The sequence below is a fragment of the Wolbachia endosymbiont of Oryzaephilus surinamensis genome, from assembly GCF_025617515.1.
GTDB lineage: Bacteria > Pseudomonadota > Alphaproteobacteria > Rickettsiales > Anaplasmataceae > Wolbachia.
Genome location: NZ_CP092526.1, coordinates 1,486,507 through 1,513,491, shown reverse-complemented (window position 1 = coordinate 1,513,491; position 26,985 = coordinate 1,486,507). Strand labels below are relative to the sequence as shown.

The 26,985-nt window shown below is 34.5% G+C and carries 23 protein-coding genes, 2 tRNA genes and 1 pseudogene; 16 read left to right on the top strand and 10 right to left on the bottom strand.

The genetic code is table 11. From position 1 onward, the window contains the following. Nucleotides 1-23: 23 nt before the first annotated feature. The 4 genes from MJ631_RS07035 to MJ631_RS07020 all read right to left on the bottom strand — a co-directional run bounded on the left by MJ631_RS07035 (nt 24) and on the right by MJ631_RS07020 (nt 2,397). Nucleotides 24-851 (bottom strand): 3'-5' exonuclease, encoded by an 828-nt coding sequence (locus MJ631_RS07035; RefSeq protein ID WP_019236725.1) that lies wholly within the window; start codon nt 849-851, stop codon nt 24-26. Then, the gene (era, locus tag MJ631_RS07030; protein ID WP_052264868.1) at nt 844-1,728 is read right to left on the bottom strand and encodes a GTPase Era; all 885 of its coding nucleotides are present in this window, start codon (nt 1,726-1,728) and stop codon (nt 844-846) included. The genes MJ631_RS07035 and era overlap by 8 nt, the downstream gene beginning before the upstream one ends. A 44-nt stretch (nt 1,729-1,772) precedes the next feature. Further along, entirely contained in the window at nt 1,773-2,222 is a 450-nt protein-coding gene (locus MJ631_RS07025) for a hypothetical protein (protein ID WP_214303211.1), read from the bottom strand. A 102-nt stretch (nt 2,223-2,324) separates the two neighbouring features. Further along, nucleotides 2,325-2,397, bottom strand: a tRNA-Gly gene (locus MJ631_RS07020). Between the two features lie 159 nt (nt 2,398-2,556). Between MJ631_RS07020 and MJ631_RS07015 the strand changes: the two genes are divergently transcribed. The 3 genes from MJ631_RS07015 to MJ631_RS07005 all read left to right on the top strand — a co-directional run bounded on the left by MJ631_RS07015 (nt 2,557) and on the right by MJ631_RS07005 (nt 3,699). Beyond that, entirely contained in the window at nt 2,557-3,177 is a 621-nt protein-coding gene (locus tag MJ631_RS07015) for a ribonuclease D (RefSeq protein ID WP_213863798.1), read from the top strand. Nucleotides 3,178-3,256: 79 nt separating this feature from the next. Beyond that, the gene (gene trxA / locus MJ631_RS07010; RefSeq protein WP_007302120.1) at nt 3,257-3,583 is read left to right on the top strand and encodes a thioredoxin; all 327 of its coding nucleotides are present in this window, start codon (nt 3,257-3,259) and stop codon (nt 3,581-3,583) included. Between the two features lie 39 nt (nt 3,584-3,622). Continuing rightward, nucleotides 3,623-3,699 (top strand) — tRNA-Ile (locus MJ631_RS07005). 831 nt (nt 3,700-4,530) lie between these two features. Here MJ631_RS07005 and MJ631_RS07000 read toward each other — a convergent pair. Continuing rightward, nucleotides 4,531-5,652, bottom strand: a complete 1,122-nt coding sequence (locus MJ631_RS07000; protein ID WP_214303212.1) for an alpha/beta hydrolase family protein — start codon at nt 5,650-5,652, stop codon at nt 4,531-4,533. 181 nt (nt 5,653-5,833) lie between these two features. On the opposite strand from MJ631_RS07000, the gene MJ631_RS06995 reads away from it, so the two are divergent. Genes MJ631_RS06995 through MJ631_RS06980 form a run of 4 tightly spaced genes read left to right on the top strand, consistent with a single transcriptional unit; the run spans nt 5,834 to nt 8,619 of the window. Beyond that, complete coding sequence (locus tag MJ631_RS06995) at nt 5,834-6,493, top strand: CADD family putative folate metabolism protein (RefSeq protein WP_149168679.1); 660 nt, start codon at nt 5,834-5,836, stop codon at nt 6,491-6,493. A 22-nt stretch (nt 6,494-6,515) separates the two neighbouring features. Continuing rightward, nucleotides 6,516-6,893: a dihydroneopterin aldolase gene (locus MJ631_RS06990; protein ID WP_007302114.1), complete on the top strand. Its 378-nt coding sequence runs from the start codon at nt 6,516-6,518 to the stop codon at nt 6,891-6,893. After that, nucleotides 6,890-8,143, top strand: coding sequence for a dihydropteroate synthase (folP, locus tag MJ631_RS06985; RefSeq protein WP_019236720.1), 1,254 nt, complete (start codon nt 6,890-6,892; stop codon nt 8,141-8,143). Before MJ631_RS06990 ends, folP begins: the two co-directional genes overlap by 4 nt. Next, the gene (locus MJ631_RS06980) at nt 8,140-8,619 is read left to right on the top strand and encodes a dihydrofolate reductase (protein ID WP_019236719.1); all 480 of its coding nucleotides are present in this window, start codon (nt 8,140-8,142) and stop codon (nt 8,617-8,619) included. The genes folP and MJ631_RS06980 overlap by 4 nt, the downstream gene beginning before the upstream one ends. A 279-nt stretch (nt 8,620-8,898) precedes the next feature. On the opposite strand, the gene MJ631_RS08265 is transcribed toward MJ631_RS06980, so the two are convergent. Both MJ631_RS08265 and MJ631_RS06965 read right to left on the bottom strand, forming a co-directional pair. Continuing rightward, nucleotides 8,899-9,810, bottom strand: coding sequence for an alpha/beta hydrolase family protein (locus MJ631_RS08265; protein WP_458695374.1), 912 nt, complete (start codon nt 9,808-9,810; stop codon nt 8,899-8,901). Nucleotides 9,811-10,335: 525 nt separating this feature from the next. Next, entirely contained in the window at nt 10,336-11,592 is a 1,257-nt protein-coding gene (locus tag MJ631_RS06965; RefSeq protein WP_052264778.1) for an iron-containing alcohol dehydrogenase, read from the bottom strand. Between the two features lie 42 nt (nt 11,593-11,634). Here MJ631_RS06965 and dapE point away from each other — a divergent pair, with 42 nt between their 5' ends. From dapE to MJ631_RS06935, 5 genes and pseudogenes are all read left to right on the top strand, one after another. Next, a complete protein-coding gene (gene dapE, locus MJ631_RS06960; RefSeq protein ID WP_019236715.1) occupies nt 11,635-12,831 on the top strand; it encodes a succinyl-diaminopimelate desuccinylase in 1,197 nt (398 codons plus the stop codon). Between the two features lie 355 nt (nt 12,832-13,186). Continuing rightward, nucleotides 13,187-14,135 (top strand): annotated as a pseudogene (locus tag MJ631_RS06955) (IS5 family transposase). 267 nt (nt 14,136-14,402) lie between these two features. Beyond that, on the top strand, nt 14,403-16,193 hold the full coding sequence (locus MJ631_RS06945; RefSeq protein ID WP_262986295.1) for an AAA family ATPase: 1,791 nt from the start codon (nt 14,403-14,405) through the stop codon (nt 16,191-16,193). Nucleotides 16,194-16,435: 242 nt separating this feature from the next. Next, on the top strand, nt 16,436-17,776 hold the full coding sequence (locus tag MJ631_RS06940; RefSeq protein WP_010406927.1) for an ankyrin repeat domain-containing protein: 1,341 nt from the start codon (nt 16,436-16,438) through the stop codon (nt 17,774-17,776). 849 nt (nt 17,777-18,625) lie between these two features. Then, on the top strand, nt 18,626-19,564 hold the full coding sequence (locus MJ631_RS06935; protein WP_425383940.1) for an IS110 family RNA-guided transposase: 939 nt from the start codon (nt 18,626-18,628) through the stop codon (nt 19,562-19,564). A gap of 275 nt (nt 19,565-19,839) precedes the next feature. On the opposite strand, the gene MJ631_RS06930 is transcribed toward MJ631_RS06935, so the two are convergent. Beyond that, nucleotides 19,840-20,868 (bottom strand): class I SAM-dependent methyltransferase, encoded by a 1,029-nt coding sequence (locus tag MJ631_RS06930; protein ID WP_026097238.1) that lies wholly within the window; start codon nt 20,866-20,868, stop codon nt 19,840-19,842. Nucleotides 20,869-20,950: 82 nt separating this feature from the next. On the opposite strand from MJ631_RS06930, the gene MJ631_RS06925 reads away from it, so the two are divergent. After that, a complete protein-coding gene (locus tag MJ631_RS06925) occupies nt 20,951-21,343 on the top strand; it encodes a hypothetical protein (protein WP_007302103.1) in 393 nt (130 codons plus the stop codon). After that, nucleotides 21,344-21,625 carry a DUF2610 domain-containing protein gene (locus MJ631_RS06920; protein WP_052264858.1) on the top strand — a complete coding sequence of 94 codons (282 nt, stop codon included), beginning with the start codon at nt 21,344-21,346 and terminating at the stop codon, nt 21,623-21,625. Here MJ631_RS06920 and dapD read toward each other — a convergent pair whose 3' ends face one another. Next, on the bottom strand, nt 21,626-22,468 hold the full coding sequence (dapD, locus tag MJ631_RS06915; protein WP_214303215.1) for a 2,3,4,5-tetrahydropyridine-2,6-dicarboxylate N-succinyltransferase: 843 nt from the start codon (nt 22,466-22,468) through the stop codon (nt 21,626-21,628). A 38-nt stretch (nt 22,469-22,506) separates the two neighbouring features. On the opposite strand from dapD, the gene MJ631_RS06910 reads away from it, so the two are divergent. Then, entirely contained in the window at nt 22,507-22,917 is a 411-nt protein-coding gene (locus MJ631_RS06910) for a zinc-ribbon domain-containing protein (RefSeq protein WP_007302100.1), read from the top strand. 208 nt (nt 22,918-23,125) lie between these two features. Beyond that, complete coding sequence (gene sdhA, locus MJ631_RS06905) at nt 23,126-24,925, top strand: succinate dehydrogenase flavoprotein subunit (RefSeq protein ID WP_019236712.1); 1,800 nt, start codon at nt 23,126-23,128, stop codon at nt 24,923-24,925. On the opposite strand, the gene MJ631_RS06900 is transcribed toward sdhA, so the two are convergent. After that, nucleotides 24,897-26,945, bottom strand: a complete 2,049-nt coding sequence (locus tag MJ631_RS06900; protein WP_262986293.1) for an ankyrin repeat domain-containing protein — start codon at nt 26,943-26,945, stop codon at nt 24,897-24,899. The genes sdhA and MJ631_RS06900 overlap by 29 nt on opposite strands. Between the last annotated feature and the right edge of the window lie 40 nt (nt 26,946-26,985).

Below are 26,985 nucleotides of genomic sequence, written 5' to 3'. Positions count from 1 at the left end.
TTAGATTGCTCTGTAGCATCTATTCATTTAAATTCAATATAAAAATTTTCACCAGAAGTTATTTTCCATTCTTCTTTAAATTTCTTTAGGTGTTCTTTTTTTTCGCATTCTAAAAGCAGTTCTTCTATGCTCTTATTATAGCTTTCTGTAGTAATTCTTCCTTGATGATGCATAAACCTCAAATAAATCAAATAAGTGTTAATCACATCTGTTTCACAATAATCGCGAATCTCTTGTATTTTGCCACTATCATATAAGTCCATAACTTGTGAACCATCAACTCCAATCTTACCGGGAAGATTAAATGCTGCGCAAACTTCGTTCATCTTCATTCTTGCAGAAGCTCCAAAATCAGAGAGAGATTCAAGCAAATCACAATGCCAATCACTACTGTACCTCTGATTGTAACTATTCCACTTATCGCCAGCTTTGTGAAAATATTCTGCTTGAATGCCATGAACCATAGCACGGTACTTCAGTACCGGTATATCAAAAGTGCGTCCATTGAACGAAACTAGTCTTGGCTTTTTCTCTGATATGTAGTTAAAAAATCCCTTTACTAGCTCTTTTTCATTGGAGTTTACTGTGCCTCCAGATCTTATTTCTTGTAGTGTGAACATTTCATAACCGCTCTGGCGTGTTATATTACAAAGTAAAAAACTAATGACTACAACAAGGTGGAAGGGCTGACGCAGAAAAGAGTTTTGCCCGTTTGTTATTTCAAGATGATATTTTGTTAATGCGTTCCTCTTTTCTTCTACACTGCTATCATCACTAATATTTAGTAAATTCTTGCAGGAATTTACATCTGGTATAGTTTCAATATCAAATACTAACAAAGAATTAAGCATTACTTATATATTCCTCAGGGCGATCAGTCCAAGGTCGCACTTTTACGAACAAAAAGAGATGAACTTTACACTCAAATAACTTTTCCAATTCTGTACGTGCCTCGATATTAATTTTTTTTATGCTACTGCCGTCTTTTCCTAGCACTATTTTCTTATGATTATCTTTCAATACAAATATGATCTGTTTTATGACTAAACTCTTATCTTTTTTTTCCTCAAATTGTTCAGTTATAACAGCTGTAGAGTATGGCAATTCTTCACGTAGGTTCAAGAATAACTTTTCTCTCGTAATTTCCGCTGATAAAAAATCAGCTGAGGAATCAGTTATTTGATCTTTTTCATAAAACCAAGGGCCTATCGGTGCAATTTCAGACAAGTAACTAGTCAGATCAGAAAGTCCATCATTCTTCAGTGCCGATATCGTAAAAATTTTTTCAAACTTATAAAGCAAATTTAGGTGCTCATGTGCCATCTTGAGCTCTGATTTCTTTACTAAATCAGTTTTATTGATAACCAAAATGCATCTGCCTTTTGTGCGCTCCAGTCGTGCAAATATCGTTTTTATTCTTTCTATATTTTTTAGGTAATTGTTTACATCAACAAGCAACAAAGTAATGTCACTATCCTTAACTGCTCCCCATGCAGATTTGACTAAAGCTTTTTCAAGATTTGTTTCTGCTGAAAACACTCCTGGAGAGTCAGTAAAAACAATTTGCGCATTGTTGCATATAGCAACACCCCTTACCTGCGTCCTTGTTGTCTGCACTTTAGGGGTGACAATTGCAATTTTCTTGCCTACGATGCTGTTAATTAGCGTTGACTTTCCAGCATTTGGCAAACCAGCTATCGTTACAAATAAGCATTTTTGTTCTTTCACAAAGGAAATTATAAAGAAAACTAAATGCTAACGTCAATTGATTATTATATAGCTTTCTCTTCCCCTTTTGAAGAAAAACGCTCAACTATAGGTGATATAATATACTCATTCACTTTCTGAGCTATTGGTTCAATAATATCATATGTTATAAGGAACCCTGCAATTACTGCTATGGGTGCTATTATTGCACCTGCTAAAGCTGCCGATCCCATTCCAAGCATTGCACCAGGGAAAACAGCAGTTGCAGCTGCAGCAAGACCAACTCCAATTGCAGTACCTACAGAACAAGAACAAGCAGTCCGAAAAAAGACTTCTTTGGAGAGTCTTCCATTAGAGATTATCCGACATGCAAGTAAGGCTGCCGGAACCGCAGCAATAATTCCACCCATCACCAAAGGTGACAGAGCTGTAAAACTGAGCGCTAAGCCTGTAAGTGCTCCTATTGGTATATCTGTACCTAAGATAAATAACATTGGTTTAGTCTTGTTGTCCATATAATCCTCCTAAATAATAATTTTCTAAAAAGCTTTTAGCTACTTTTAGTATAGCTGAACTAGTTGAATAGGGGAAGGAAATTTTTTATGTTAAAATTAAAGAGCGGGAGAAGGGGTTCGAACCCTCGACCTCAACCTTGGCAAGGTTGCGCTCTACCAACTGAGCTACTCCCGCAGTTAAATTCTGCTTAGGTTCTACTTCTAATTATAGGTACATATTACAATTTGTAAACCCTACATGCATGAAAATCATGAGAGCCAATTTTCTATGATCTTTTCGTATACTTAAAACTCATTTTTGATTATTATATGTGTCATAAAATATATTAAATTTATGAGAATATTTGTACATAAAGATGACTTGCCAGCTAGTGCAATACCGAGAGATGTAAAATCTATAGCTGTTGATACAGAGGCAATGGGGCTACTGCATAGCAGAGATAGATTATGCCTTGTTCAGCTCTCTTTCAATGATGGCAACGCTCACTTAGTTCAATTCAAAAACGATTATACAGCTCCAAATTTGAGAAAAATATTAGAGGATAAAAATATAACCAAAATATTTCACTTTGCGCGATTTGATGTGAGTATAATACATTACTACCTTCAAACTTGGTCACTGCCTTGCTATTGCACGAAAATAGCCTCACGTTTAGTTCGCACCTACACAGATAATCATAGCTTAAAAGAGTTGTGCTTAGAACTACTTGATATAAAATTAAATAAGCAACAACAATCTTCTGATTGGGGAAATGAAAATTTAACAGACAAGCAAAAAAGTTATGCTGCATCTGATGTTTTATATCTCCATAAAATAAAGGAAAAGCTAGATTTAATGCTAGAACGTGAAAATAGAAAAGAATTAGCCGAAAAGTGCTTTGAATTTCTTCCTACTCGTATTGAGCTAGATTCAATGGGTTGGGGGAGTGTAGATATCTTTAATCATCATATGTAATCACTTCACTTGAATCCAGAAAAATTTAGTTGATCAGCTGTTAATTGATACGCTATATTTATAAAAATTTAGGTATTTTATGAGTGATGATATTAAAGCGGTAAATGATCAAAATTTCGAATCTGAAGTTGCTAACCACAAAGGATTTGTGCTGGTAGATTTTTGGGCAGAATGGTGTGGACCATGCAAAAGTCTGATGCCACGTATCGAGCAATTGGCTGAGGATAGAAAAGGCAAGATCAAGATCTGCAAGTTCGACATAGATGGAGAAACTGAGGTGCCAAGTAAGTATGGAGTTCAATCTATACCTACTTTAATCATATTTCAAGATGGTAAGGAAATTGCACGCAAAATTGGCGCAATAAATGATTTACACAGTTGGGTTGATAGTGAAATAAGCGAGTAGACAAATTTCCTTTTGCGTGTATTATAGGTGTTGATAAAAGGGATTGTAGCTCAGTCGGTTAGAGCAGTTCGCTCATAACGAATTGGTCGTAGGTTCGAGTCCTACCAATCCCACCACTATTGATACAATTGCAAGGCCTACTCTCTTAGATAAGCTTTTTGCCTTATTAAAGTACTTGGTTGTTAGTGTTTGAAAACTCCATGATATTAGATTTCTTGCATAACTGGAATTCAAAAGTTCCAGCGCGGTTTTCTTATTGGATCTCAGCTGGGATGACGCCTGGTTATGAAAGAAATCTATTGTCAAAAAAAATTACTTCCGCGTATTTTGAATCTGATTATAATGACAATTAGAGATATTTTAAGAGCTCAAATTTGTCTGCAGACTTTCAATTAATCTTTCAATAAAAAGCGTGCTCTTCAGCTTATATCTGTCGTGTGTGCGCTGCATTTTTTTCTAATCTTTTTATACAGGAGGATTTTATGTCCAGAATTCCAGATATTTGACCTTTACCTTAGCTAATAACAGGCGCCTGTGGTTTTTATAAAGAAAGTGTAGGAAATAACCAAAAACTTTTTCCAGGCATAAATTTGCCATGTATACCTAAAAAGTAATTATATTAGCATAATGTTCATACTTATATGCTAATGTTAATATTATTAAAATTGAAGAATATTATGGAACAATAAGCATCAAACAAAGAGAAAGGGATTAATTTTAGACAGAATCAATGTAGGCAGAAATGCTATATCCACACAAAAAAATGGACAGATCCTGACTGCCTAAACAAATGCCTTGATAAGTACAGTTCTGAAGTTTTTAAACCTTATTCACAAGTTAGTGAGAAATTAGCAGCTAGTGAAAACAATCTCTATGATGAAAGCACAAAATTATCACTTATGGCAGATACTCTAGATGCAATGTTTTTTTAATCACAAAAGAAACACTTATTTCAATATTTGCGGGGATGTTAGCTTTTGAGGTATACTCTGACTTATTGAATAATTCTTTAAATTGGTAAAATACTGTTTCTTTTCCTCTATTTCTTTTTCACTATTCTTTCCACATATCGCTTCTGTTTTTATCTCTTGATTGAGCGAGCCCTTCTTTTCAAAATAATTATCTGTGGATTCTAAAAAGAGTGAAATTAACTCAGGAAGAGTGTATTTATGTTCACTTGATGAGCACAATTCTGTAATCGAAGAAAAGTGAATATCATCTGCCTTAATAGGTAGTAACGATAGAAACTTATTCCAGCATTTTCTCATTATTCCAACTTCAGATTCAAGGTTTTTTATTTTAGCTAAATCGGTATGCTCCATGAAAAACTCTTTGTATTGCTCAAAACCTTCAAAAGTTTCTTTTTTTTGGTAGTTTTTTTTCCTATGACTTTTTTCTATGTCAGAAATTTTAGTACCTATATTTGCCTGCTTACTAATAAAGCCATCGTTCTCTAGATTAAAACAAATTGTGTATGGAGTAATATCGTTTACTATTGTATGTGGCTTAAAGTGCCAACCAAAGCATTTGAGTATGAATTTTATTATAGGAGGAAATAGCCATTTAGGTTTTGATATGTGTAGTAATTTCACTACAAGTTTTTTGAATGAGCTAAAGGATTTATTGATAACGCATCTTAAATGAACATTGTCATCTTTTTTAAACTTTTTATAAACCTCTGCAGCTATTGGTCCTCCAGCACAGCTTCCATACAGTACTATATTGTCTGGGTGAATGCCTTGCTTTAGAAGATCTGAAATGACTGCAATTCCTGCATTTACTCGATTTTGACCGTTTAAAGAATGACCTTTGCTTTTTCCAGAACCAGGAAAATTAATAAGGTGAACATCCATACCTGCTTCAGCTGCCCAATTCCATTCACTTTTGTCTTCATCTGGCTCTTTTTCAAAAGTATATGTAAGCCCTGGAAAGTAAACTATATGCTTTTTCTTTCTGCTATCTGCACTGCTCTTCGAGTTTGACATCACTATCTTTTGAATTCGCATTCCATTTTGAACTTCTACGAACTCTTCCCTAATTTTTATTGTATTTTCTTCTGTTACTTTCATTTTGCGTTTTTCACTATATTGATTTAATAATACATGAAATTTTAGAAAAAATCAATTTTTACTAAAAAATTAACTTATAGCGTATCTATCTTTATATTTATTGGAATTAAGGTAGTAATGGGAAATGTCTCTTGACATTTGATAAACCTAAACGTAGCCTAAAACAATTTAGTGTTTATTTATGACATTTGTTCAATCACTTAATAATCAATTAGATAGTTTACACTTATTAAAACACCCATTTTACGAGTCATGGAATGAAGGTAGCTTAAGCCTGCAGGCTCTTCAAACCTATGCTAAGGAATATTATCACCATGTTGCTGCTTTCCCTCGTTATATCAGCGGTATACATTCTTTATGCCCCAATCTAAAGATGCGGCAAGTTTTACTTGGTAATTTAATAGAGGAAGAACAAGGCGATGAGAATCACCCAGAATTATGGCAGCGTTTTGCTGAAGGGCTCGGAGTAGCAAGGGTTGATCTTCTTGAAGATGCACAGGTTAAGGAGACGCAAGAATTAGTTGACGGTTACTTTGACATTGTAAAATCAGATTTTGCAGCAGGTCTTGGAGCTCTGTACGCTTATGAACGTCAAACTCCAGAGGTTTCTAAATCTAAAATTGAAGGTCTAAAAAAACACTATTCAATAAATGATGAGCGTCCTCTCAAATTTTTTACTGTTCATATGGAAGCTGATGAGTGGCATTCTGAAGAATGTGCAAACCTTATTGCAGATTTAAACGAAGAAGAACAAGAGAAAGTTATGCAAGGCGCTGAAAAAGGAGCAAAACTCTTATGGGGTTTTCTTGATGGCATGATGAATGTTGATGTTTGTCATTAATTATAAGTAGATACTAAATTCAGTGGTAGCATGTAATCTTCTTATATCTGATTTACGGCTTTGGGTTCATTTGGGATGTAGTGCAGAAGAGAAGTTTTCTCCCCAATTGGTGAGTATTGACGTTGATTTCACTTTTAAATCTCCTCCTTCAGGGCTTACAACTGATCAACTTAAAGATACTATCTGCTATTTGGAAGTAGTGCAAAATATTCAATCTCTTGTTCAGGGCAAGCAATTTAATTTAATCGAGCATTTAACTCATGATATATACAGGATGATTAACGACCTTTTTATGCAAAAAGAGCATTCTGTCAGGGTGACTACTCACAAAATCGCACCACCAGTTCCTGGTGTGCATGGGGGCGTTTTTTTTACTTACTGTAATGAATTGCAAGAATGATCTATATTTCTATTGGATCAAATATAGGGAATCGCCTTTCCCATTTACAAAGAGCTACTGAGTTACTAAAGAAGCGCTATTTAAAAGACTTAAAGTCTTCGATCATTCTAGAAACTAAGGCTATTTTACCAAATGGTGCTCCACCTGATTGGAACAAGCCATTTCTCAACATGATTGTCTATGGAAGTTGTTCTTCTTCTCCTGAGGAGCTACTAAAAGGCTTAAAACAAATCGAATGTGATATTGGTCGTCCACAAGTCTACGAAAAATGGGCACCTCGTGTTATTGATTTAGATATTTTGTTATGGGATGATCTAACGCTTGATACACCTGATCTTAAAATTCCTCACCCAGAATTGGTAAACAGGCCATTTTTGATCCACTTGATGGCAATGGTTAACAAAACATTTGCTTTCAATGTTCAAGACTGTTTTTCAAAGAGTTTTACGATTTCACCAAAGCTTATGGGTATTGTCAACATTACCCCTGATTCATTTTCAGATGGTGGTCTTTATTATGATGCGAATCGAGCAACCAAGCAGGCATTGCAGCTGGTATCAGATGGTGCAAGCATAGTTGATCTTGGAGCTCAATCAACAAGGCCTGGAGCTTCAATAAAGACGCCAGAGGAAGAGTATGAACGTCTAAAACCAGTACTTGATAATCTTAGCGACTATATGAAAAATGGTGATATTGAAGTCAGCATTGATAGTTTTTGGCCAGACGTTATTTTAAACGTTTTGAAGCACTACAATATTGCCTGGGTAAATGATCAGAAGGGAGATCTGAGTAGTAATACCTTAAAAGAAGTTGCTAGCAGTGGGTGTAGTGTCGTTATTATGCATTCACTTTCGATACCACCACATAAGGACAATATTATTCCACATGATATTGACCCAATTGATATCATAAATAATTGGGCAGAGGAGAGCATTAATAGGTTACTTGCCCTTGGTTTTGATGAAAGTTCAATAATTATTGATCCTGGTATTGGTTTTGGCAAATCTATGTATCAGAATATTCAGATTTTACGCAGTATAGAAACTTTACAAAATTTTGGCTGCAAGGTTTTAGTTGGCCATTCCAGAAAGTCATTTATTTCCTCTTTTTCCATAGAATCTCCCTCTAATAGAGATTTAGAAACAATTGCTATATCTGCTATACTGCAAAATAAGGTTGATTTCCTTAGAGTGCATAATGTACGCGACCACATGAGATTTTTTGTAGCCCAAGCTGTCTTAAAGGGATGAAGATTATTGGAATTATGGCTGTTGACCCTAATGGGGTAATTGGAATAAATAATGATTTGCCCTGGCGTTATCCAAGTGAGTTTAAACATTTTTGTCAAGTAACCGACAAGCAAGTTATTGTGATGGGAAGAAAGACATTTGAAACCGTGCCTCAGAGTATACTAAAGAATCGTACACCTATTGTTTTCTCCCGTAACAAGTGTTTTAATAGAGGCCCAAAATGTACTGTTGTCTCTTCCATGAAAGAATTTCTGTCAATTCAAAGTAGTTCTCAAGTCTTTGTGATTGGTGGGGCACAAATAGCACACCTTTTTTTAGAGCATAACCTAATCTCAGAATTTATTATGACTGAAATGCATAAAACTTATAAAGGTGATACGTATTTCAATTTAGCACTCCTTGATCAGTGGAATAAAACTATTCTCACTAAAACTAAAGACTATACTATATGCAATTGTGTCCGTTCAGCAGAGTAGTAAAATAAGGTAGGCGAGAAAAGACAACTATCAGTGCATGACACTGGCTCCTTTATGATGGTCAGTGCCCAGAAACTGGCATCCAGTTAAATTTATGGATCTCAGTGTTAGCTACTTAAATAACAGGGGAGAGCTACTAAATGACATCTTCAATTTCTGTACAGCTACATCGCAAGAAAGGAAGCACTGGCTTTCACATTAGCAAATTCCCTGAATAGATGCATACAATTTAATGCATAATGAAGTGTGACCTTAGCCAAAAAAAAAGCAGCAAAAAAGTTAACGCGTTCTAGACGTAACTTTACTAAGTACCATTTCTCTTAATTCTTCAGTCAGTGTGCCACTATCCAAAACACTGTTATGAGGATCATCTCCATATATACACAGATCATCACGAATCTTGATCGGATTACCATTTAATAATCGATCATCTCTCATTGCATTTGCCAACTGTGCAGGAAGTGGTATTAATTTGTCTCTTGCGTGATTAATAATTACTATTGGCGTTTTTTCATTTTGTGACTTTTGTAAATTATCTACTATATCAAAGTCTAAATCGAAGGCTTTTAGTATTCTTTTTAGTAGGAATGAGGGCAGTATACTCAAAATTTTCGTCTGAGGTATTGGAAAATGCTCTATTGCTGTATGAAAAGAACTAAAAGTGCTAGTGAAGACAATTCCTCCAAGTTTAACATCTCTATTCGCAAAATGCCTTGATACTTCTGATGCAACTGCTCCTCCAAAAGAATGACCGAAAAGTATAATATTTTCGGGTTTTACACCTTGATTTATTAGTTGATTAATTTTCTCTATTGAAGACTTGAATAAGTTTTGATTCTTATTTAGAAACGGAATCATGAGTAGCAATATAGATAAAAAAACACAAGCTGAAGCTGATAAGACTGCCAATCCAGCTGTTCTAGCTGTTCTAGCTGTTATTGGATTAGTGAGCAGTATGACAGTAGGTGGCAATATTGATGCTAGTAAGCATACGAAGCTGGTTAAGGCATAAGTTATATAATTTTGAAATGCAGCCGGGTATTTGTGTGCATGAGTGTGAAAATTAGGTATATCATGGTGGTGCATGAGCTCAGATTGCATATCTTTACAGAATGTAGTTGCATTTTTATAATTATCCCCTAACCCATGAAAGAATATAAGATGTATTTCTTTTTCTTTAGTGTTAGGCATTATTTTCACTATTAAATATTTTCAATTATATACTATTCTTATAATTTTGTTGAGCTTTTTCTATGTTAACTAGTGAACCGGCAATCTTAAAATGCTTGCAAGATCTACTTACATCAAGGTGCATGAGTTTTTTTTGTATCCGTTCATCAGAGTAGTAAAATAAGAAAAAGAGAAAAGAAGACTAAATGAATTTCATCCGAGTAGCTGACACTGACATCTATATAAAGACAATCTAATGCACTCATTTAAAGTGAAGTTTTCTGGATCCCAGTGTCTAGGCACTGGGATGACAAGAAAAGAGTTGACTTGAATGACACCGAATAGGTACTGGGACAGAGGCTACTTGAATAATATTTCACCATGTCATTCCAGCACTTGATGCTGGAATCCAGAAGTTTTTTGAGCACAAAAGTCATGCTAAGTTTTTGTTGTTAAGAAAGGCTGGATAGCTACTTGAATGACACCATTTGTTACTGTGTTTTTGTCTATCTTATTTTGCTACCCTACTGAACGAATACACAAAATCTAACTTTTTTCTATACAACCAGCTAGGTCAAGAAAGGTGAATCTATCTCTTGTTGCAAATGTAAGATTGACTACCTTGCAATATTGCTCTTTGTTCCAATTAAGATGCTCCGGTAAGTACGGAATTGATAGATCTTCAAATACTTTCTGCAGGTGTTTTGCAGATAGTAAATTTTGCTTAATTAAACTAGAAATATTACTCCATTCTTTGTAAATAATCTCTTGAATTTTTTGCTGCATAATTTGCTTCTGCTTTAGAATTTTTATAAATTCGGTATTACCAAAGCACTGAGTTATATGTTTTACATCTAAAGTGATCGGTTTGGTAATCGGGTTTTGTATTGACAATATCTCCTCTTGCAAGTTAGCCATAGTAATCGTCGTAACAGCAATTTTTTCGCCATGTAACGAGGAGGAATAATCTTTTGTTACCGTCTCCATTGCATGAGCTATCATATGTTCTCCTTGGCTTGCAGAGTAGCTGCCTTTTGACATCACCATTCCAAGTCCTGAAATCAATAAGGCTTCCATAAGTAATAAAACTACTCTTTTATCTTTTTTAGCAAGTGCCAAGTGTTCTCTGAGCAAAATTTCCTCCAGATTGCGAACAAGTTTAAAGGGGAGTTCATTATATTCTGTGCCAAGTAATAGATGAGATAATAGCCAATCGGCTTGTACTGTTGAACGGCAGATGAAATCTGCAAATCCACTTAATGTGAGGCGTGGTGGTGCGTTGGCAATTATATCGTTATCAATGTATATTGCCTTTGGAAGATGTGCTCCGAACGATTTTTTATATCCATCAACTAATATTGAAGCGTTTGCAGAGCTATACCCATTCATGGAAGCGGCTGTTGGGAACGATATATAATCTTTTTTCTCGAGGTAGCTTGCATATTTGCAGATATCATTAACAGTGCCACTACCAAATGCAACCATTAAGTCACTATCTTTTGCTTTATTTCTAACTAGGTTTACAGTTTGGAGGGAAGCAGCGCTGTTCAGTCTATTTGGTGTCATCCAAGTAGCGTGACACTGCGATCCATCATAGTCACGCGCTGGAATGACAGTTGTGGCTGGAATAATTAAATGAGAAACTTTATTAAGTATGTTTTTGTTTAAAAGTTTTGCTGTATTTTCATCTGCAATCAGAAAAATGTCATTTCCATATTGTCTACATATTTCATAGATATTATCAGCAACTTCCCTAATAAGAACTTGTTCTGTGTGCTGTAATATTTGTTTTAAATATCGCATAGAATGTTTACAATACGGTAATGTTAGTATTTCAAGATTGATATGAAGATTGACCCTGTAGAACTAACTAAGAAATTAATTTCTTTTAAAAGTATAACACCAAAAGACGATGGGGCAATAGAGCATATAGCAGCCATTCTCAAGAAAAGTGGTTTTGAATGTGAGATTTTAGAGTTTGGTGATAAAGTTAAAAATCTTTATGCGAAATATATAAATGGAGTACCAAACTTGTGTTTTGCTGGACATGTTGATGTTGTACCACCAGGTGAGTTAAAAGATTGGATATCTGATCCATTTAAGCCAGAAGTTAGAAATGGAATGCTATACGGAAGAGGAGCAGCTGATATGAAAGGCGGAGTAGCTGCATTTATTGCTGCTATCGTAGATTCAGTTGCAGGTAAGTTTCGATTCAGTGGTTCAATCAGTGCATTGATTACCGGTGCTGAAGAAAGCACGGAAGAACATGGAACAAAGGCCGTTTTGGAATGGATGAAAAGTAAGCAAAAAAAGATAGATTTTTGTATAGTTGGAGAACCAACGAGTAGTGAGAAATTAGGTGATACCATAAAAATAGGTAGAAGAGGTTCTGCAACATTTAAATTGATTTGCCATGGTAAACAAGGGCACGTTGCCTACCCAGATCTAGCAGATAATCCAATATATAAAATGGTATCGATACTAAGTAAGATAAAAGATACCACTTTTGATACTGGTAATAAATACTTTCAGCCTTCACATTGCGAAATTACTACTATCGACGTTGGAAATAATACTAATAATCTAATACCTAGTTCAATAGCAGCAGGTTTTAATGTTCGATATAACAATACACAAACACCGGACGTTTTATATAAGATGATTGATGCAATATGCACCAATGTGACTAACGATTATAAACTGTCTATGCAGAGCAGCAGGGACGTTTTTCTCTCTACTCCTGATAGAAATACTGATATTATGCTTGATGCGATAAATAAAATTACCGGTATTGATGCTGTGCTGAGTACAAATGGTGGCACATCTGATGCTGCGTTTATTAAAGATATTTGTCCAGTAATTGAATTTGGTATGATCAACAAAACCGCACATCAGGTAAATGAATGCGTATCAATAGACGATATACATAAATTAACAGCTATATATAAGGAGTTTATAAAAAATTATTTTTACCCCACTAATAAAATATTAAACCAAATCAATGTAATTGGTAATACGCCTGATGGTCCATTATTAGCTTGAGGTGCAGTTGCATAGAGAAGAAACTTACTAGACACATTTTACCAACCCCTTATTATAATATTAAGGGTATTTTTGACTCAAAACTTGTCTTTGATCTGTGCGAGCTTAATAACAAAAATTCAGTAGAAAGCTTATTGGCGAAAATTATCTGTTCAGCAGAGTGACAAAATAAGATAGACAAAAAGGGTGTAAGAACAAATAGTGTCATGCAACACTGGCTTTTGTACACAAAACGTTGTAAAGCGCTTTTGTCAACCTGGATCCCAGCTGGCTTTGTTGCACCACTCAAGGAAAGAACAGGCAGTTACTGATGGAATTTGTTATAAAATAGATATTTAGCCGACAAAGGAAAAATATGCCAATAAGAATGAAAGTCAGTAACTGCAATGAATATAACAAATTTCTTCAAGAAAGGGGAAATGTTTTTCATTATATCAACGATGCCATTGAAAATTGGTACGAAAATAGTCCAAAAGTAGCAGGTGGCAACAATGTCTACAGCGACAAAGTAGTGATTCTAATTCACATAATAACCTATCTATTCAGGATTGGTCTTAGGCAAACAGTGGGATTTATAGAGAAATATCTTGAGCAAATAGGGAAAATTTTGCAAATTATCAGCTATTCGCAGGCTTCAAGAAGGTTTAAAAAGCTTAATATCAAAATCAACGACTGCAGAGTTGATAAGAACGATATGGAAGATATTGAAATTGCTATAGATAGTACAGGTATCAGCATCTACAATAATATTCCAGGCCATAGTAAGGCAAATGGTACAGATAGAAAGTATCGCCGCTATGAGCAAACAAGAAAGCTACATGTAATGCTAGAGATAGGTAGTAAAAAAGTTATAGCTGCAAAATACAGTAGTGGAGTTTATTCCGACCACTATGGAGCCTGTGATCTTATTGAAAGAGTGGATACCAAGTATAACATAAGCACGATATATGCAGATAGATCGAAAGAAGTTATACAAACTGTGCGATGAGCTTGACATAAAGACAAGGATTCCTCCGCAAAATAATGCAGTAGAGCATCCAAAGTTGGATTATATGAATGAGAGAAATTCTACAATCAAGCTCATAAAGTCATATGATGAAGATGGTATGAAGAGGTGGAAAAAAGAGATAAATTATTGGAAGAGATCTTATATAGAAAGTTTTTTCTCGCGACTGAAGCAAATATTTGGATTTAGTTTTAGGAATAAATCTGAGATTAATCGTGAGAAGGAACTGCTACTCAAGTGTTATTTGCTTAACAAATTTACTGAAATAGGCATGGCTAAGTTTGATATAGCTTCATGAATTTATTATACATTACCCACTATCCGAAGAGCTGTGCAACAAAGCCCACTGGAATCCAGAAATTTTTTGAGAACAAAAGTTATGCTAAGTTTTTGTTGGTAAGAAAGGCTGGTGTCTGGGCACTGGGATGACAGTAGTGTGAGATGGGGCTACTTGGATCTAATTTGCTATTCACAATCCAATTATTAACTTGTTTAAAACAAATATTGAATTTTTATTTTAATTATATAATAATTAAATATATCATTTAAGATTAAAGATGAGATTATGACAAGTGATCAATTACTAGCAGAAGTACTGAGTATAATTAACGATAAGACAGATTTAAATGAAGATAATATAATTCAGGAAATACAAGAAGAACTAGAGAAACAGAATCAAGATCTACATGAAGAGTGGAAGAAAGTTAAATTTGATGTAAATCATTTATTTAGTCAAGAACTTACATTGTTGCACGTAGCTGCTAGAGGTGGCTTTGAAAACGTAGCAAAAGTCCTGGTAGCAGGAGGAGCTGATGTTAATAAGAAAGATAGTAAGCGCGAGAAGATTCCTTTACATTTAGCTGCTGAAAATGGTCATGTTGAAGTAGTAGAATTTTTCTTAAATAAAGGAATAAGTGTTAATGTAATGGATAAAGAGGGCAATACCCCTTTGCATTATGCTGCAGATAATGGAAGTAGAAAAACAATATCAATTCTAATAAGAAAAAATGCAGATCCTTGGTTAAAGAATTTTCATGGTAAAACTCCAGTGAATATTTATGCATTCAAGCATCCTAATGGCTCTGGATACTTAATGCAGCTGAAAAAAGCGAAAATTCAAGGTTATATCGTTTTTGGCTCAATGTTGTTGTTAGGTGCTGCTATGGCAACATCAATTGTTGCGGTTAATTTAATTGTACCTGATGTGCCTGTATTAAAGGTGTTATTGTGTGTAAGTATTTTGTATGCATTTGCATCTATAGCTAAATATATTACGTACAAAGCGGCTGAATTGGATGCTAAAAATGAGATTAAAAACGAGCAAGATTCAAACATAATAAATATTGAAGAAGTGAGTGATGAAAAAAAATCGGTTAATAAAGCAACGCGCTCAAAAAAATTAAATGATCTTGTTTGTGCAATAAAAGGCTCTTCTAGAATAGAGATAGTTGATCCAGACAAGCAGAAAAAAGTAACACTTGATGATGTTATTGTTTCAGAGGAAGTAAGAAAAGAGTTAAAAATGATTTGTGGTCATATATCAGAGAAGAAGAAGAAAGCTCTTGAAATGCTAAGTTGCAAAATGCCAACAGGCTATATTTTATACGGTCCACCTGGAAATGGTAAAACTCTTATTGCTCGTGCAATTGCATGTGAAGCTAGTGCTAAATTTATTAGCGTTTCTGGATCTGAATGTATGCAAAAATATGCTGGACACAGCGCGCATTACATAAAAGATCTTTTTGCAAAAGCGAGAGAAAATGCTCCTTGCATAGTCTTTATAGATGAAATAGATGCTGTTTGTACAAAACGTAGTAATAGTGGACGAAGTGATGAAGAACACAACCGAATTGTAAATCAGTTTTTATGCGAGCTTGATGGTTTTAATCCTATAGAAGGCGTGACAATCATTGCTGCAACTAATCGTCTAGAAAGTTTAGATGAAGCAGTAATTAGATCAGGTCGCCTCTCTAAACATATTGAAATTCTTTTACCAGATAAAAGCCTACGTGAAAAAATATTGGGTCTTTATACGGAAAAAGTGCCAATGGCACCAGATGTAAATCTAGCAAAACTTGCAGAAGAAACTAATGGTTTTTCAGGAGCTGATCTAGAAAATTTGGTAAATGAAGCAAAACTTCATGCTGTAGATCAGATTTGCGAAGAAGAGTCAGAAGATGAAGAGCTAAAAGTGACAGTGAACATGGATGATTTCAATAATGTACTTAAAGATTTTAAATCTAAAAAGGTTGAGGTTAAGAATGAGAACGAGGCAGTGAATGATTTTATAGAGTTTTGTAAAAATATTTCAAAATGTACAAGTTCGAGCAAAGATTCTTCTTACTTAGCTACATAGAAAACATATGGATCTCCTTATTGTAAAGCAGGAAAGTGATTCAGCAAATGTAAATGCAAAAGTAGAGATAGAGTACAAAAAAAGCAGGTAAAATTTAGTTGTGTTAGATAGATTTTGACTTTCTGCCCTTTTTCTTACCGTTTATCGCAAATCTCCCTAACGTTTATATCTCTCTTACAGATTCATTCAAACTTAATTAAGTGGGAGTATTGTTAATGCGAAAAGGGTTTAATTAAAATGGTATGGCGTGTGAGGAAGACATACATCAATTGGTAGAAAGTGGATTTGATATTAACTCAAAAGATGTAAGCGGAGTCACTCTCTTGCATAAGTTTACAAAAGAAGGCGATTTAGTTGGAGTAAAATCATTATTAGAGCACGAAGCTGACTTTAATGTTGTGGACAATGAAAATAGAAATCCACTGCATTATGCTATTATGCATGGACACAAAAAAATTGCTAAACTTCTTGTTAATCAATTGACAATTAATTCTAGAGATAAAAATGGATTTACTCCACTTCACCTTGCTACACTACAAGATGACACAGAATTAATGGATTTTTTAATAACAAAAGGCGCAAAAATTAATGAAAAAGATGCTGAGGAAGGCTATACTCCTCTTCACATAGCTTCATTATACGGTTCTAAAAAGAGCGTCCAGATTTTAATTGATAGCGGAGCAAATCTTGAATGTGAAGATAACAACTTTCGTACTCCTTTATTTTTGACCATTTATCAATGTACTACACATTATGAAAGTAGAGCAGAGATTATAGAATATCTGATAAAGAAAGGTGCAAACATAGAAGCAAAAGATGCAGAAAATAATACTACGCTTTTTCTAGCAGCATATAACAACAAAATGCAACTGGTAAAGCTTATTGTAAAGCAAGCAAAAGCTAAGTTAAAAGAGTTTATTTGCACAAAAAATAAACATGGTTTTGATGCACTGGATTGCGCTATTAAGCATAATAATAGGCAAATGGTAACATTTCTTGTTTCAAAGGGAATAGAAGCAGATGACCAAGATTGTAGCGGTAACACCAGGTTACATAAAGCTAGCTATAATGGTGATACTAAAGCAGTTAAGTTCTTATTGGAGCTTAAGGTAAACGTTAATGCCGTCACTAGATGCAACAGAACTCCTCTGCTACTTGCAGCTAAAAAAGGCCATGTAGAAATTGTAAGAATGTTGTTAGCAGTAAAAGCCAATATGAATATTTGTGATCAACAAGGTTTTACACCTCTGCATCTTACTATTCAAAAGGATTATTTTGATATAGCTCAGCTATTAATAGAAAAAGGGGCAATTAATTGTAGTAATGATTATACTGCAATAGATATGTTTATTGACAAGGCTCATAGCAAAAAAAATATTGAAGAAAATTACAAAAAATTTTGTAGGTTTTTGATGCTTTACTTGAAAGAGCTACATAGTAAACACAAAGCCTTTTGTGTACTTTCAATCCTAGCTCTAAGCTTAACAATTATAGGTTTACCATTTATTTTCAAGCCTATTATTAAATATAGAGAAAGAAGTAAAATATATAAAAAAATTAGGGCTATGCTGATTTATATTTAAGTATAACAGGAGAACTAAGCTAATATATGACAATTATCTGCTCGATAAAAATGGAATTAAATGTATCCGTTTAGCAGAGTGGCAAAATAAAATAGACAAAACCATAAAAATAAATGGTGTCATGCAATTTGAGCTTCGGCATAGATCCCACATAAATTTTTTGGTACATATTTTTTCAACATTAATTTCGTATTCCATTCAAAGAATATTAATATTGGCATATAAGTATGAATATTATGCTAATATAATTACTTTTTAGGTATACATGGCAAATTTATGCCTGGAAACAGTTTTTCCTACACTTTCTTTATAAAAATCACAGGCGCCTGTTATTAGCTAAAGTAAAGGTCAAGTATCTGGAATTCTGGACATAAAATCCTCCTGTATAAAAAGATTAGAAAAAAATGCAGCGCACATATGACAGACCGCTGAAAAAGATACGCTACGTTTTTTATTGAAAAGTTAACTGAAAGTCTGCAGACAAAGATAGATTTTGAGCTCTTAAAATATCTCTAATTGTCATTATAATCAGATTCAAAATATGCGGAAGTAATTTTTTTTGACAATAGATTTCTTGCATAACCAAGTGTCATTCCAGCTGGGATCCAACTAAACACTTTACAACGTTTTTTGCGCGAAAAGGCTGGATTGTATATTAAATCAAAGCCGCAAGGCTATAATGAGCAAGGAGTGATACTGTCAATTGGATTGATTGATAGAAATCGTAGGCATCTCAGTACACTCCTTGCTTTAAAAAATGGAGTACGAACGGTAGGGGGATCAAAAAGATCGAATCACAATCCTGTACAACATTTACATTATTATTTGATTATATTTATAGGTACAAAAATGGCTAGAACAGTTTTCATTGGTATTGATGTTTCAAAAGAAACACTTGATATCTCAATTAACAATAAACATCAGCGTATAGAAAATGTAGAAAGAGCTATATCTGAGTTTATAAAGTCAAAAATAGTTAACGTATTTGTTAGGTTATGTGTAGTAGAATCAACAGGTGGTTATGAAAAACTTGTCATAAAGTTGTTACGGGAATATAACATAGCTGTTCACAGAGCTCACCCAAATCGGGTATATGCATTTGCAAAAGCCTGCAACCACTTTGCAAAAACAGATAAATTAGATGCAAAATTACTAGAAAAATATGCTGAATTTATCACAAAAAATGACGAAGTAATAGAATACATAGTTTCACAAAAGCAAGAAGAACTAAAAGAGCTAAGAGCAATTGAGCGCAATCTAAACGATGAAGTTCACGCAAATAAGTGTCGTTTGCATAAGGTTACAGGAAAAGCCAGGGAATATATAGAAAAACAGATAGAATTTGCAAAAAAACAATTAGAGCAAGTTAGGCAAGACATAGAAGATATAATAAACTCTGATCCTGATTTGAAGGAAAAAAGCAAACTGCTAACTAGCTATAAAGGTGTTGGACGGAAAACCGCAAGTATCCTACTCATAGAGGTACCTGAACTTGGCAGGTTAGATAATAAGGAAATAGCTTGTCTAGTTGGAGTTGCACCAAAAACTAGTGAAAGCGGAAGGAAAGTAAGCAAGGCCCAAGTCATAGGTGGCAGATTTTATGCTCGAAAAGCATTATACATGTCTGCTGTGGTTGCAATGCGTCATAATAAAAAAATGAAAGTATTTTACCAGCGTTTAGTTGACTCCGGCAAAGCCGCTAAAGTTGCTTTAGTTGCTGTAATGAGAAAAATCATCATTTGTTTAAATGCTATGATAAAAAACAATAATTTTTATCTTGATGTTTAAGACGGTAGATGCCAGTGTCAGCTACTTGCATGACATCGTCTTGGATGAAAATCAGTACGTGATGCACCAAAAATTGTGCATCAAAAGGGTGTCATTTGAGTAACTTTTTTGTTGTCGTGCCAGTGTCAGCTACTTTCATGACACCTATTTGTTCCTATGATAGTCTTATCTGTCTATCTTATTTTGCTACTCTGCTGAACAGATACGTTTTTTTTACCTTTTTTATTCTGTAAATTTTTTAGTATTTGTATGTTTAACATAAGAACTACACAAGACTACAAATGGTGAATCAGCATTACCTTAAAGAGAGTACCCATATTTTCAGTTAACCTTAAAAATTCACTGAAGATCTTATTCTTCTGTTCATTACTTGCATTTTCCATTAAAGCTTGCGCTCTTTCCTTTATACCAAACAAATATAAAAATTCTCTTTGAGTTAAAATCTCACAATTTAAGTATTTTAATGAATCTTTTAACGCTTGAAAGTTTACAAGTGCAGTAATATCACTGTTACCAATATTTTCAAGAAAATTAGCATACTGATGCTGCCTTATCGATTGCAAAGTGCTCTTATATTCAGGATATACATAACCATAATCTATAATCAGGGCAGCTCCTCCGTTATTGACTATCTTATTCTCAAGTTTCTTTAATATTTCGATTCCGGCTAGGCATACTTCCACTACTGCACCATTGAAACCCCCTGTCATTCCAGTCTGGAATCCAGTTTTTGGTCTGGTTAAGCACTGGAGTGACAATGAAAGACTGCCATCATCTTGTTTTATTACTCTATTTTCATACCACTGCCCATCACGATAAATAAATTGGTCAATTGGAAGGGCGTCAAATAACTCATTTGCAAAAAAAATAGTTGGCTGATTTGGTAAGTTGTCGACATCTGTGTGCCAATTAATATCTAATCCCTTTAATTTTTCCTTTTGTATTTTCTGTAAAATAGGGCTTATCTCAACTAGATGAATGTCCATTGAGCTAAAAAAACAGCTATATTTTTTGGTGACTCTTATTACATCATGAATGAGTGTTCCTTTACCTGGTCCAAGTTCAACTAGAGAAAATTTTGATGGCTTTCCTAATTTTTCCCATGTATTCATTATCCACACTGCAATTGTTTCACCAAATAGCTGACTAATTTCAGGTGCAGTAATGAAGTCACCATCTTTGCCAAGTGGTAATTTATTCATGTAATAGCCGTACTCTTTATGATATAGAGCAGCGTTCATAAAATCACTGATAGATATTGATCCTTGGCTTTTATCAATTAATTCGTGTATATAAGTGAGCATATTATTAATAAACATTTAACTATAGCGTGCCATACTATAAAATAGTGGAGTATTTATATATATAATATAAGTTTAAAAACATATGAGTAGTATTCCTTTGGTTATGGACAATCAAGATACGGATTATGTTACCCTTATACCTCAAGATGATGGTATTGAATATAAATTTAAAGAAGCTATCAATTTTGTAGAAAATAAGGTTGTAAGTGCTGATGGATTAACTTTAGCGGAGGTATTTCAAGCATTGGTTCAAATGTTGAATGGTGATCTAGAGTTAGTAAAAAAAGTGTTAGCATATACTAATATTATGGTAAAGCATGGAATGAGGGTAGCAAAAGAGTCACAGCTAAGCAGAGCCGATGTTCGTCGAGCTTTAGAAGGCAAAGAAAGTGTGTTTAATAGGCAAGATTTTATCAAAAAACCACCTCTTGTATCTTCTATAAAATCGGTTAAAAAGAAAAGTAGAGGTCTTTAAATGGTTGAGTCTATAAAAAAATTTACTGTACAGTGTGATTTCAAAGGACAGAATGCACCTTTTGCAGTATATATAGGAAATCCAAAGGGTGATACTCATCCAATTCACCATCAAGATTCATGGCTTGCAAAGGAGCGTGGAGGAAACATTCCTAATAAAGTTAAAGAAAGTTTGCAAAAATTATACAAGCTGTCTCAAGAAAACGGGATCTCTTTTCCAGAATTATGCGCATATGCCATTACTATAGTTAGTAATAATGATAAAAAAAGTGACGGTAAGTAGTTAGATTCTCAATATTTCATTTATAGAAGTTTTTGATCTCGTCTTCTCGTCCACTTTTTTTACTATAACTGCGCAATAGGTTGAAATGTTGTTTTTAGGTGGAGTAGATCCTGGTACAACTACAGAGTAAGGTGGTACTTCACCATAAAATATCTTGCTTGTTTCTCTGTCAATAATTTTTGTTGATGCTCCAATAAACACCCCCATACTAAGGACTGATCCTTCTCTTATTATAACACCTTCGGCTACCTCACTGCGCGCTCCAATGAAGCAATTATCTTCTATAATGACTGGAGAAGCTTGAATAGGCTCGAGAACTCCGCCTATTCCCACTCCACCGGAAATATGACAGTTTTTTCCTATTTGTGCACAACTACCAACTGTTGACCAAGTGTCTATCATTGTGCCAGAATCAATGTATGCACCAACGTTGATAAAGCTTGGCATTAGAACAACATTTTTACCTATGTAAGCAGATTGGCGGACAAAACATCCAGGAACTGCTCTAATTTTTGAATGGTAAAATTTTTCTTCATTCCATTCACTAAACTTACTACCGATTTTGTCAAACCAGCAATTGGTGTTGTCTATTATTTTGCTTTCCTCAGTGAGGAAATGTAATAATATTGACTGCTTTATCCACTTATGTACTATCCATTCTCCACTTGATAGCTTTTCTGCTACTCTAATTTTACCACTGTCAAGTAACTCAATTACCTCTTTGATTATTAATCTTGCTTCGTGTTTTAGATTATAGTCGTTAAGTTTTTCTTTATCTTTCCAAATATTTTCTATCTCATCTTGTAATTTTTTAGTTGCAAATTTTTCATTTATTATATACATATTGATATCAAATTTATATTATTTTATACGTAAGCACTATGAAAATACAATGTCATAATTGTACTAAAACTTACTTAGTATCTCGTGGGCAAATAGGTGAATCTGGAAGAAAAGTGAAATGTACAAACTGCAATCACATGTGGCATGAGTATCTAAAAGAAATGTCAAGTGAATTGTGCCCTGCTGGTATACAAGAAAAAAAAGCTAACTGGAGGCAAAGTTTAACTCTAGCTTTTGCAACAGTTGCAGGGTTATGCGTTATAATTGTTGGTGGTATCTTTCCAGGAGAGGTAAGTAAGATATATAAAGCAGTTAGTTCATATAAAGATTCAATAAGCCATAAATTAGGATACAAAAAAGTGCAAACGGAAAATTCAAGTGCGAGAGAACTTGTTGTAAATGAGTTTTATCAAGATTACCTTTTTCTATCTAATTTTAGATCTAATTAAATAGGCATAAGTCATCAATGTTATGCAAATAACTACACTTATTCCTTTATGATAGTGTCATTCCAATTTCAGCTACTTTCATGACGCCCTATGATTGTTATTACATCGTTTACTATAGATTTGTTTCAGAAGCTTACATCCAGAAAACTTGTATAGATTTTTTCTACTTCTGTGATATTATAAGCCTGTGATGATAAAATAAGTGGATATGGATAAGTCAGCGTATGAAATCATAGAGCATGAGTATGATGTGGTGATAGTAGGTGCAGGTGGAGCAGGGCTTAGAGCAACACTTGGAATGGCTGCAACTAATTTTTCAGTTGCCTGTATTTCTAAGATTTTCCCTACACGGAGTCATACAGTTGCAGCACAAGGCGGAATTAGTGCAGCCTTGAGCAACATTGCTGAAGATGATTGGCGCTGGCATGCGTATGACACAATAAAAGGTTCAGACTGGCTTGGCGATCAAGATGCAATAGAGTATATGTGTAAAAATGCTGCCAAAGCTGTGATTGAACTTGAAAATTTTGGTGTACCCTTTTCTCGTACGGAAGATGGAAAAATATATCAGCGTGCCTTTGGTGGAATGACAACTCACTTTGGTAAAGGAAAATCGGCTCAGCGTACTTGTGCAGCAGCAGATAAAACTGGGCATGCAATTCTTCATACTCTATATCAGCAATGTCTTAAATTTAACGCTGAATTTTTTGTCGAATATTTTGTAATCGATTTGATTATGGACAAAGGGACATGCTGTGGGGTGATAGCTTGGTCGCTGTGTGATGGTACGTTGCATAGATTTCGTGCACATTCTGTGGTAATAGCAACAGGTGGTTATGGACGTGTTTATTTTTCTGCAACAAGTGCACACACCTGCACAGGTGATGGTAATGGCATGGTGGTAAGAGCTGGGTTGCCACTTGAAGATATGGAGTTTGTGCAATTTCATCCAACAGGAATATATGGCTCAGGGTGCTTGATGACGGAAGGATGCCGCGGTGAAGGTGGGTACCTCGTTAATTCTCAGGGTGAGAAGTTTATGGAACGTTATGCGCCAAAGGCAAAAGATTTGGCTTCTCGTGATGTAGTAAGTCGAGCAATGACAATTGAAATTAGAGAGGGAAGGGGAGTTGGGCCAAAGAAAGATCACATGTACTTGAATATATCGCATCTTGATCCGGAAGTGATCAAACTCAGATTGCCAGGTATTAGTGAAACAGCAAAAACCTTTGCAGGAGTTGATGTTACTAAAGATCCGATACCTGTTATTCCAACTGTTCACTACAACATGGGCGGTATTCCGACCAACTATCATGGGGAAGTGATCACGTTGCAAAAAGGTAAAGAAGAAGTGGTAGAAGGATTATTTGCAATAGGAGAGGCAGCATGTGTTTCTGTACATGGTGCAAATCGACTTGGCTCTAACTCGCTTCTTGATCTTGTGGTTTTTGGTAGAGCTGCCGCGCTTAGGGCAAAAGAAAAATTGAAACCTGATACACCACATAAAAAATTGCATTCAGACTGCACAGACTGGATAGTAGATAGATTTAATAAAATGAGATTTGCTTCCGGAGAGTTCAAAGTAGCAAAAATACGAAGTGAAATGCAGCACACTATGCAGAAATATGCATCGGTATTCCGTGTTGCTGAAGTTTTAGAGGAAGGTAAAAAAGCTATAAAAGAAGTAGCAAAAATGATGCCTAACATTGCAGTTGAAGATCGTAGTATGATATGGAATAGTGATTTGGTTGAAGCTCTGGAGCTTGCCAATATGATTCCACAAGCAGTTATTACCATGGAATGCGCAGCTAATCGCGAGGAAAGCAGGGGTGCTCATGCTCGTGAAGATTTCCCTGAACGTGATGATAAAAACTGGATGAAGCATACTATAGCATGGCTTAAAGAAGAGAAAAGCCAAGTTAGTGTAGAAATTGACTATAAAAAAGTTGCTGAAAAAACTCTGAGCGATGAGATTGATTTCATCGCCCCGGAAAAGAGAATTTATTAGTTAACCCATCTGGTTTATTTATAAATTGACGTAGTATTGATACATAGCTCATTTGAGTAGCTGGGCTTTCTGTATGCTCCGATTGATTTGACGATCTTTGTACTTCTTGCTCTGCTGAGTTGTTAGCTAAATTTTGTTGTTCAGTAATATTTTCAGGTTGTTTTGCAGCTAGGTGATCATCTTTACGGCTTTGCTTATCGTTGGTTAACTCCTTAACAGACTTCCTAATGCCGCTAAGTCCCAAAGTGAATATCAGACAGACCACTCCTGTTATAGCTATGATGGGTAACGCTGCTCCAATTGCAATTTGTCCTTGAAAGCAAGAAAGTGTTACCATTGTAATAATAGTAGTTGCTACTGTGATTGCTAACAATACACTAGCTCTCCTGCCCGGATCAATGCATTTCCATACAACAGATGCTCCTTTTTTTACACCAGAACCTAGCTTTTTAATGCCTGATTGACATTTTTTCGAAGCAGTTCCACAGTGGTATTTTTCCTCAAGCTTCTCTTTTAGTTCTTTAGCTTTCTCCTGTGCTTTCTGTGGAGTGCTTGAACAATCTTTTAGATCTCGTAAAGTTAAATAGTACTTTTTAGTATGGAGTTCTGGATCTTCTAACCATAAAGAATCAGGGTTAGCACCGTTTTGTAATAATGCTGCACAAAACTTTGTTGTATTATCATAATTAGTTGCTAAATCAAAAATTGTTTCTTGCGATAGGTATTCGATACTTTTTTTTTCTGCTTTTTTCTTTAGTGCTAATTCTAGAGGTGTATTTCCTTGCCTGTTAGTTGCTTTTATAGCTTCATCTAATTTATCTTCAGATATTTTTCTTTCTTTTACTAAGGCTGATATTAATTTCAAGCATGTAACTTTTTGCTTCCCTCTCAGCAAGGCAATATGGTGTAAAGCATTATTGCCATTTGCATCTTTAAGGTTAATATCTGCTCCTTTTTTCAATAATTCCTTAAAAGATTTTTCATCTTTATCTTTAATTGCTAAATGTAGTTGATAATTATCATTACTATCTGGAGTATTTATGGTATGGGCTATAACTTCTTCAACTTTTGTTTTTATTTCTGGTTTTCGCTCAGCCAATTTCTCTAAAAATTTAAGATAGTATTCATTTTGCTTTTTAGATAATTTTTCTAAATCCTCTGTAGGTAAGCTTAGCTTGGCTCCATACTTTAACAATTTTGCAAGAAACTTAAGTGTGTTATCGTTATCTTGGATTGTGTGAGAATCATGTTTCCCTTTTATTATCTTGTTAATTAGTGCTACCTGAAAAGGAGTCTTTCCTTCTTGATTTTCACTATCAACAAGTTGTACTAAATTTTTCTCGTTAGCTATTTTTATCAAGGTATCTAGAAACTTAAGCTTTTGTTTCTTTTTGAGCGATGCAATAAGGTGTAAAATATTATTTACTTTTTCATCTGTTATGCCACTGATATTTGTGCAATCTTTTAGGTATTTTCTAAATTTCCTGTTGTTTCCATTTTGGATTGCATTTAGTAATTGAACGTCATTATCAGAATCCGATATTCCGTTTATTCCATCTTCAAAATCGCTATCAGAATCTGATATTCCGTTTATTTCATCTTCAAAATCGCTACCGTAGCCACTGTCTTGTTCGCTGTACCTACTAAAACAACTTTTAGTGACTTCAGAAATTACTTGTTTTTTTGTTTCATTTGATATTCTTTTCGATCGTTCTATTACTTCACCTAGCACTGGAAGGAAACATTGGACATAATATCTGTGATATTTTTCCTGTTCTCTAAGCGATTCTTCTAATTTAGTTAATACTTCAGGACTAGCGCCTTCCTTAAATAACCTTTTACATTCCTTGAGTGTTCCATCTCGACTTCTTGGTTTTTCATGCTTATGTTTTTCTTTTTTTACCTTTCTCTCTATAATATTATACAATTGCTTGTCTTTTTTATCTTGTTTTTCATTTTTGTTTATACATTTGTCTAGTTTATTTACATTACTAACTAATACACTTGAATCTATACTCATATTAAAACCTCAATATTAAAAGCTATTTGGCGTTAACGAA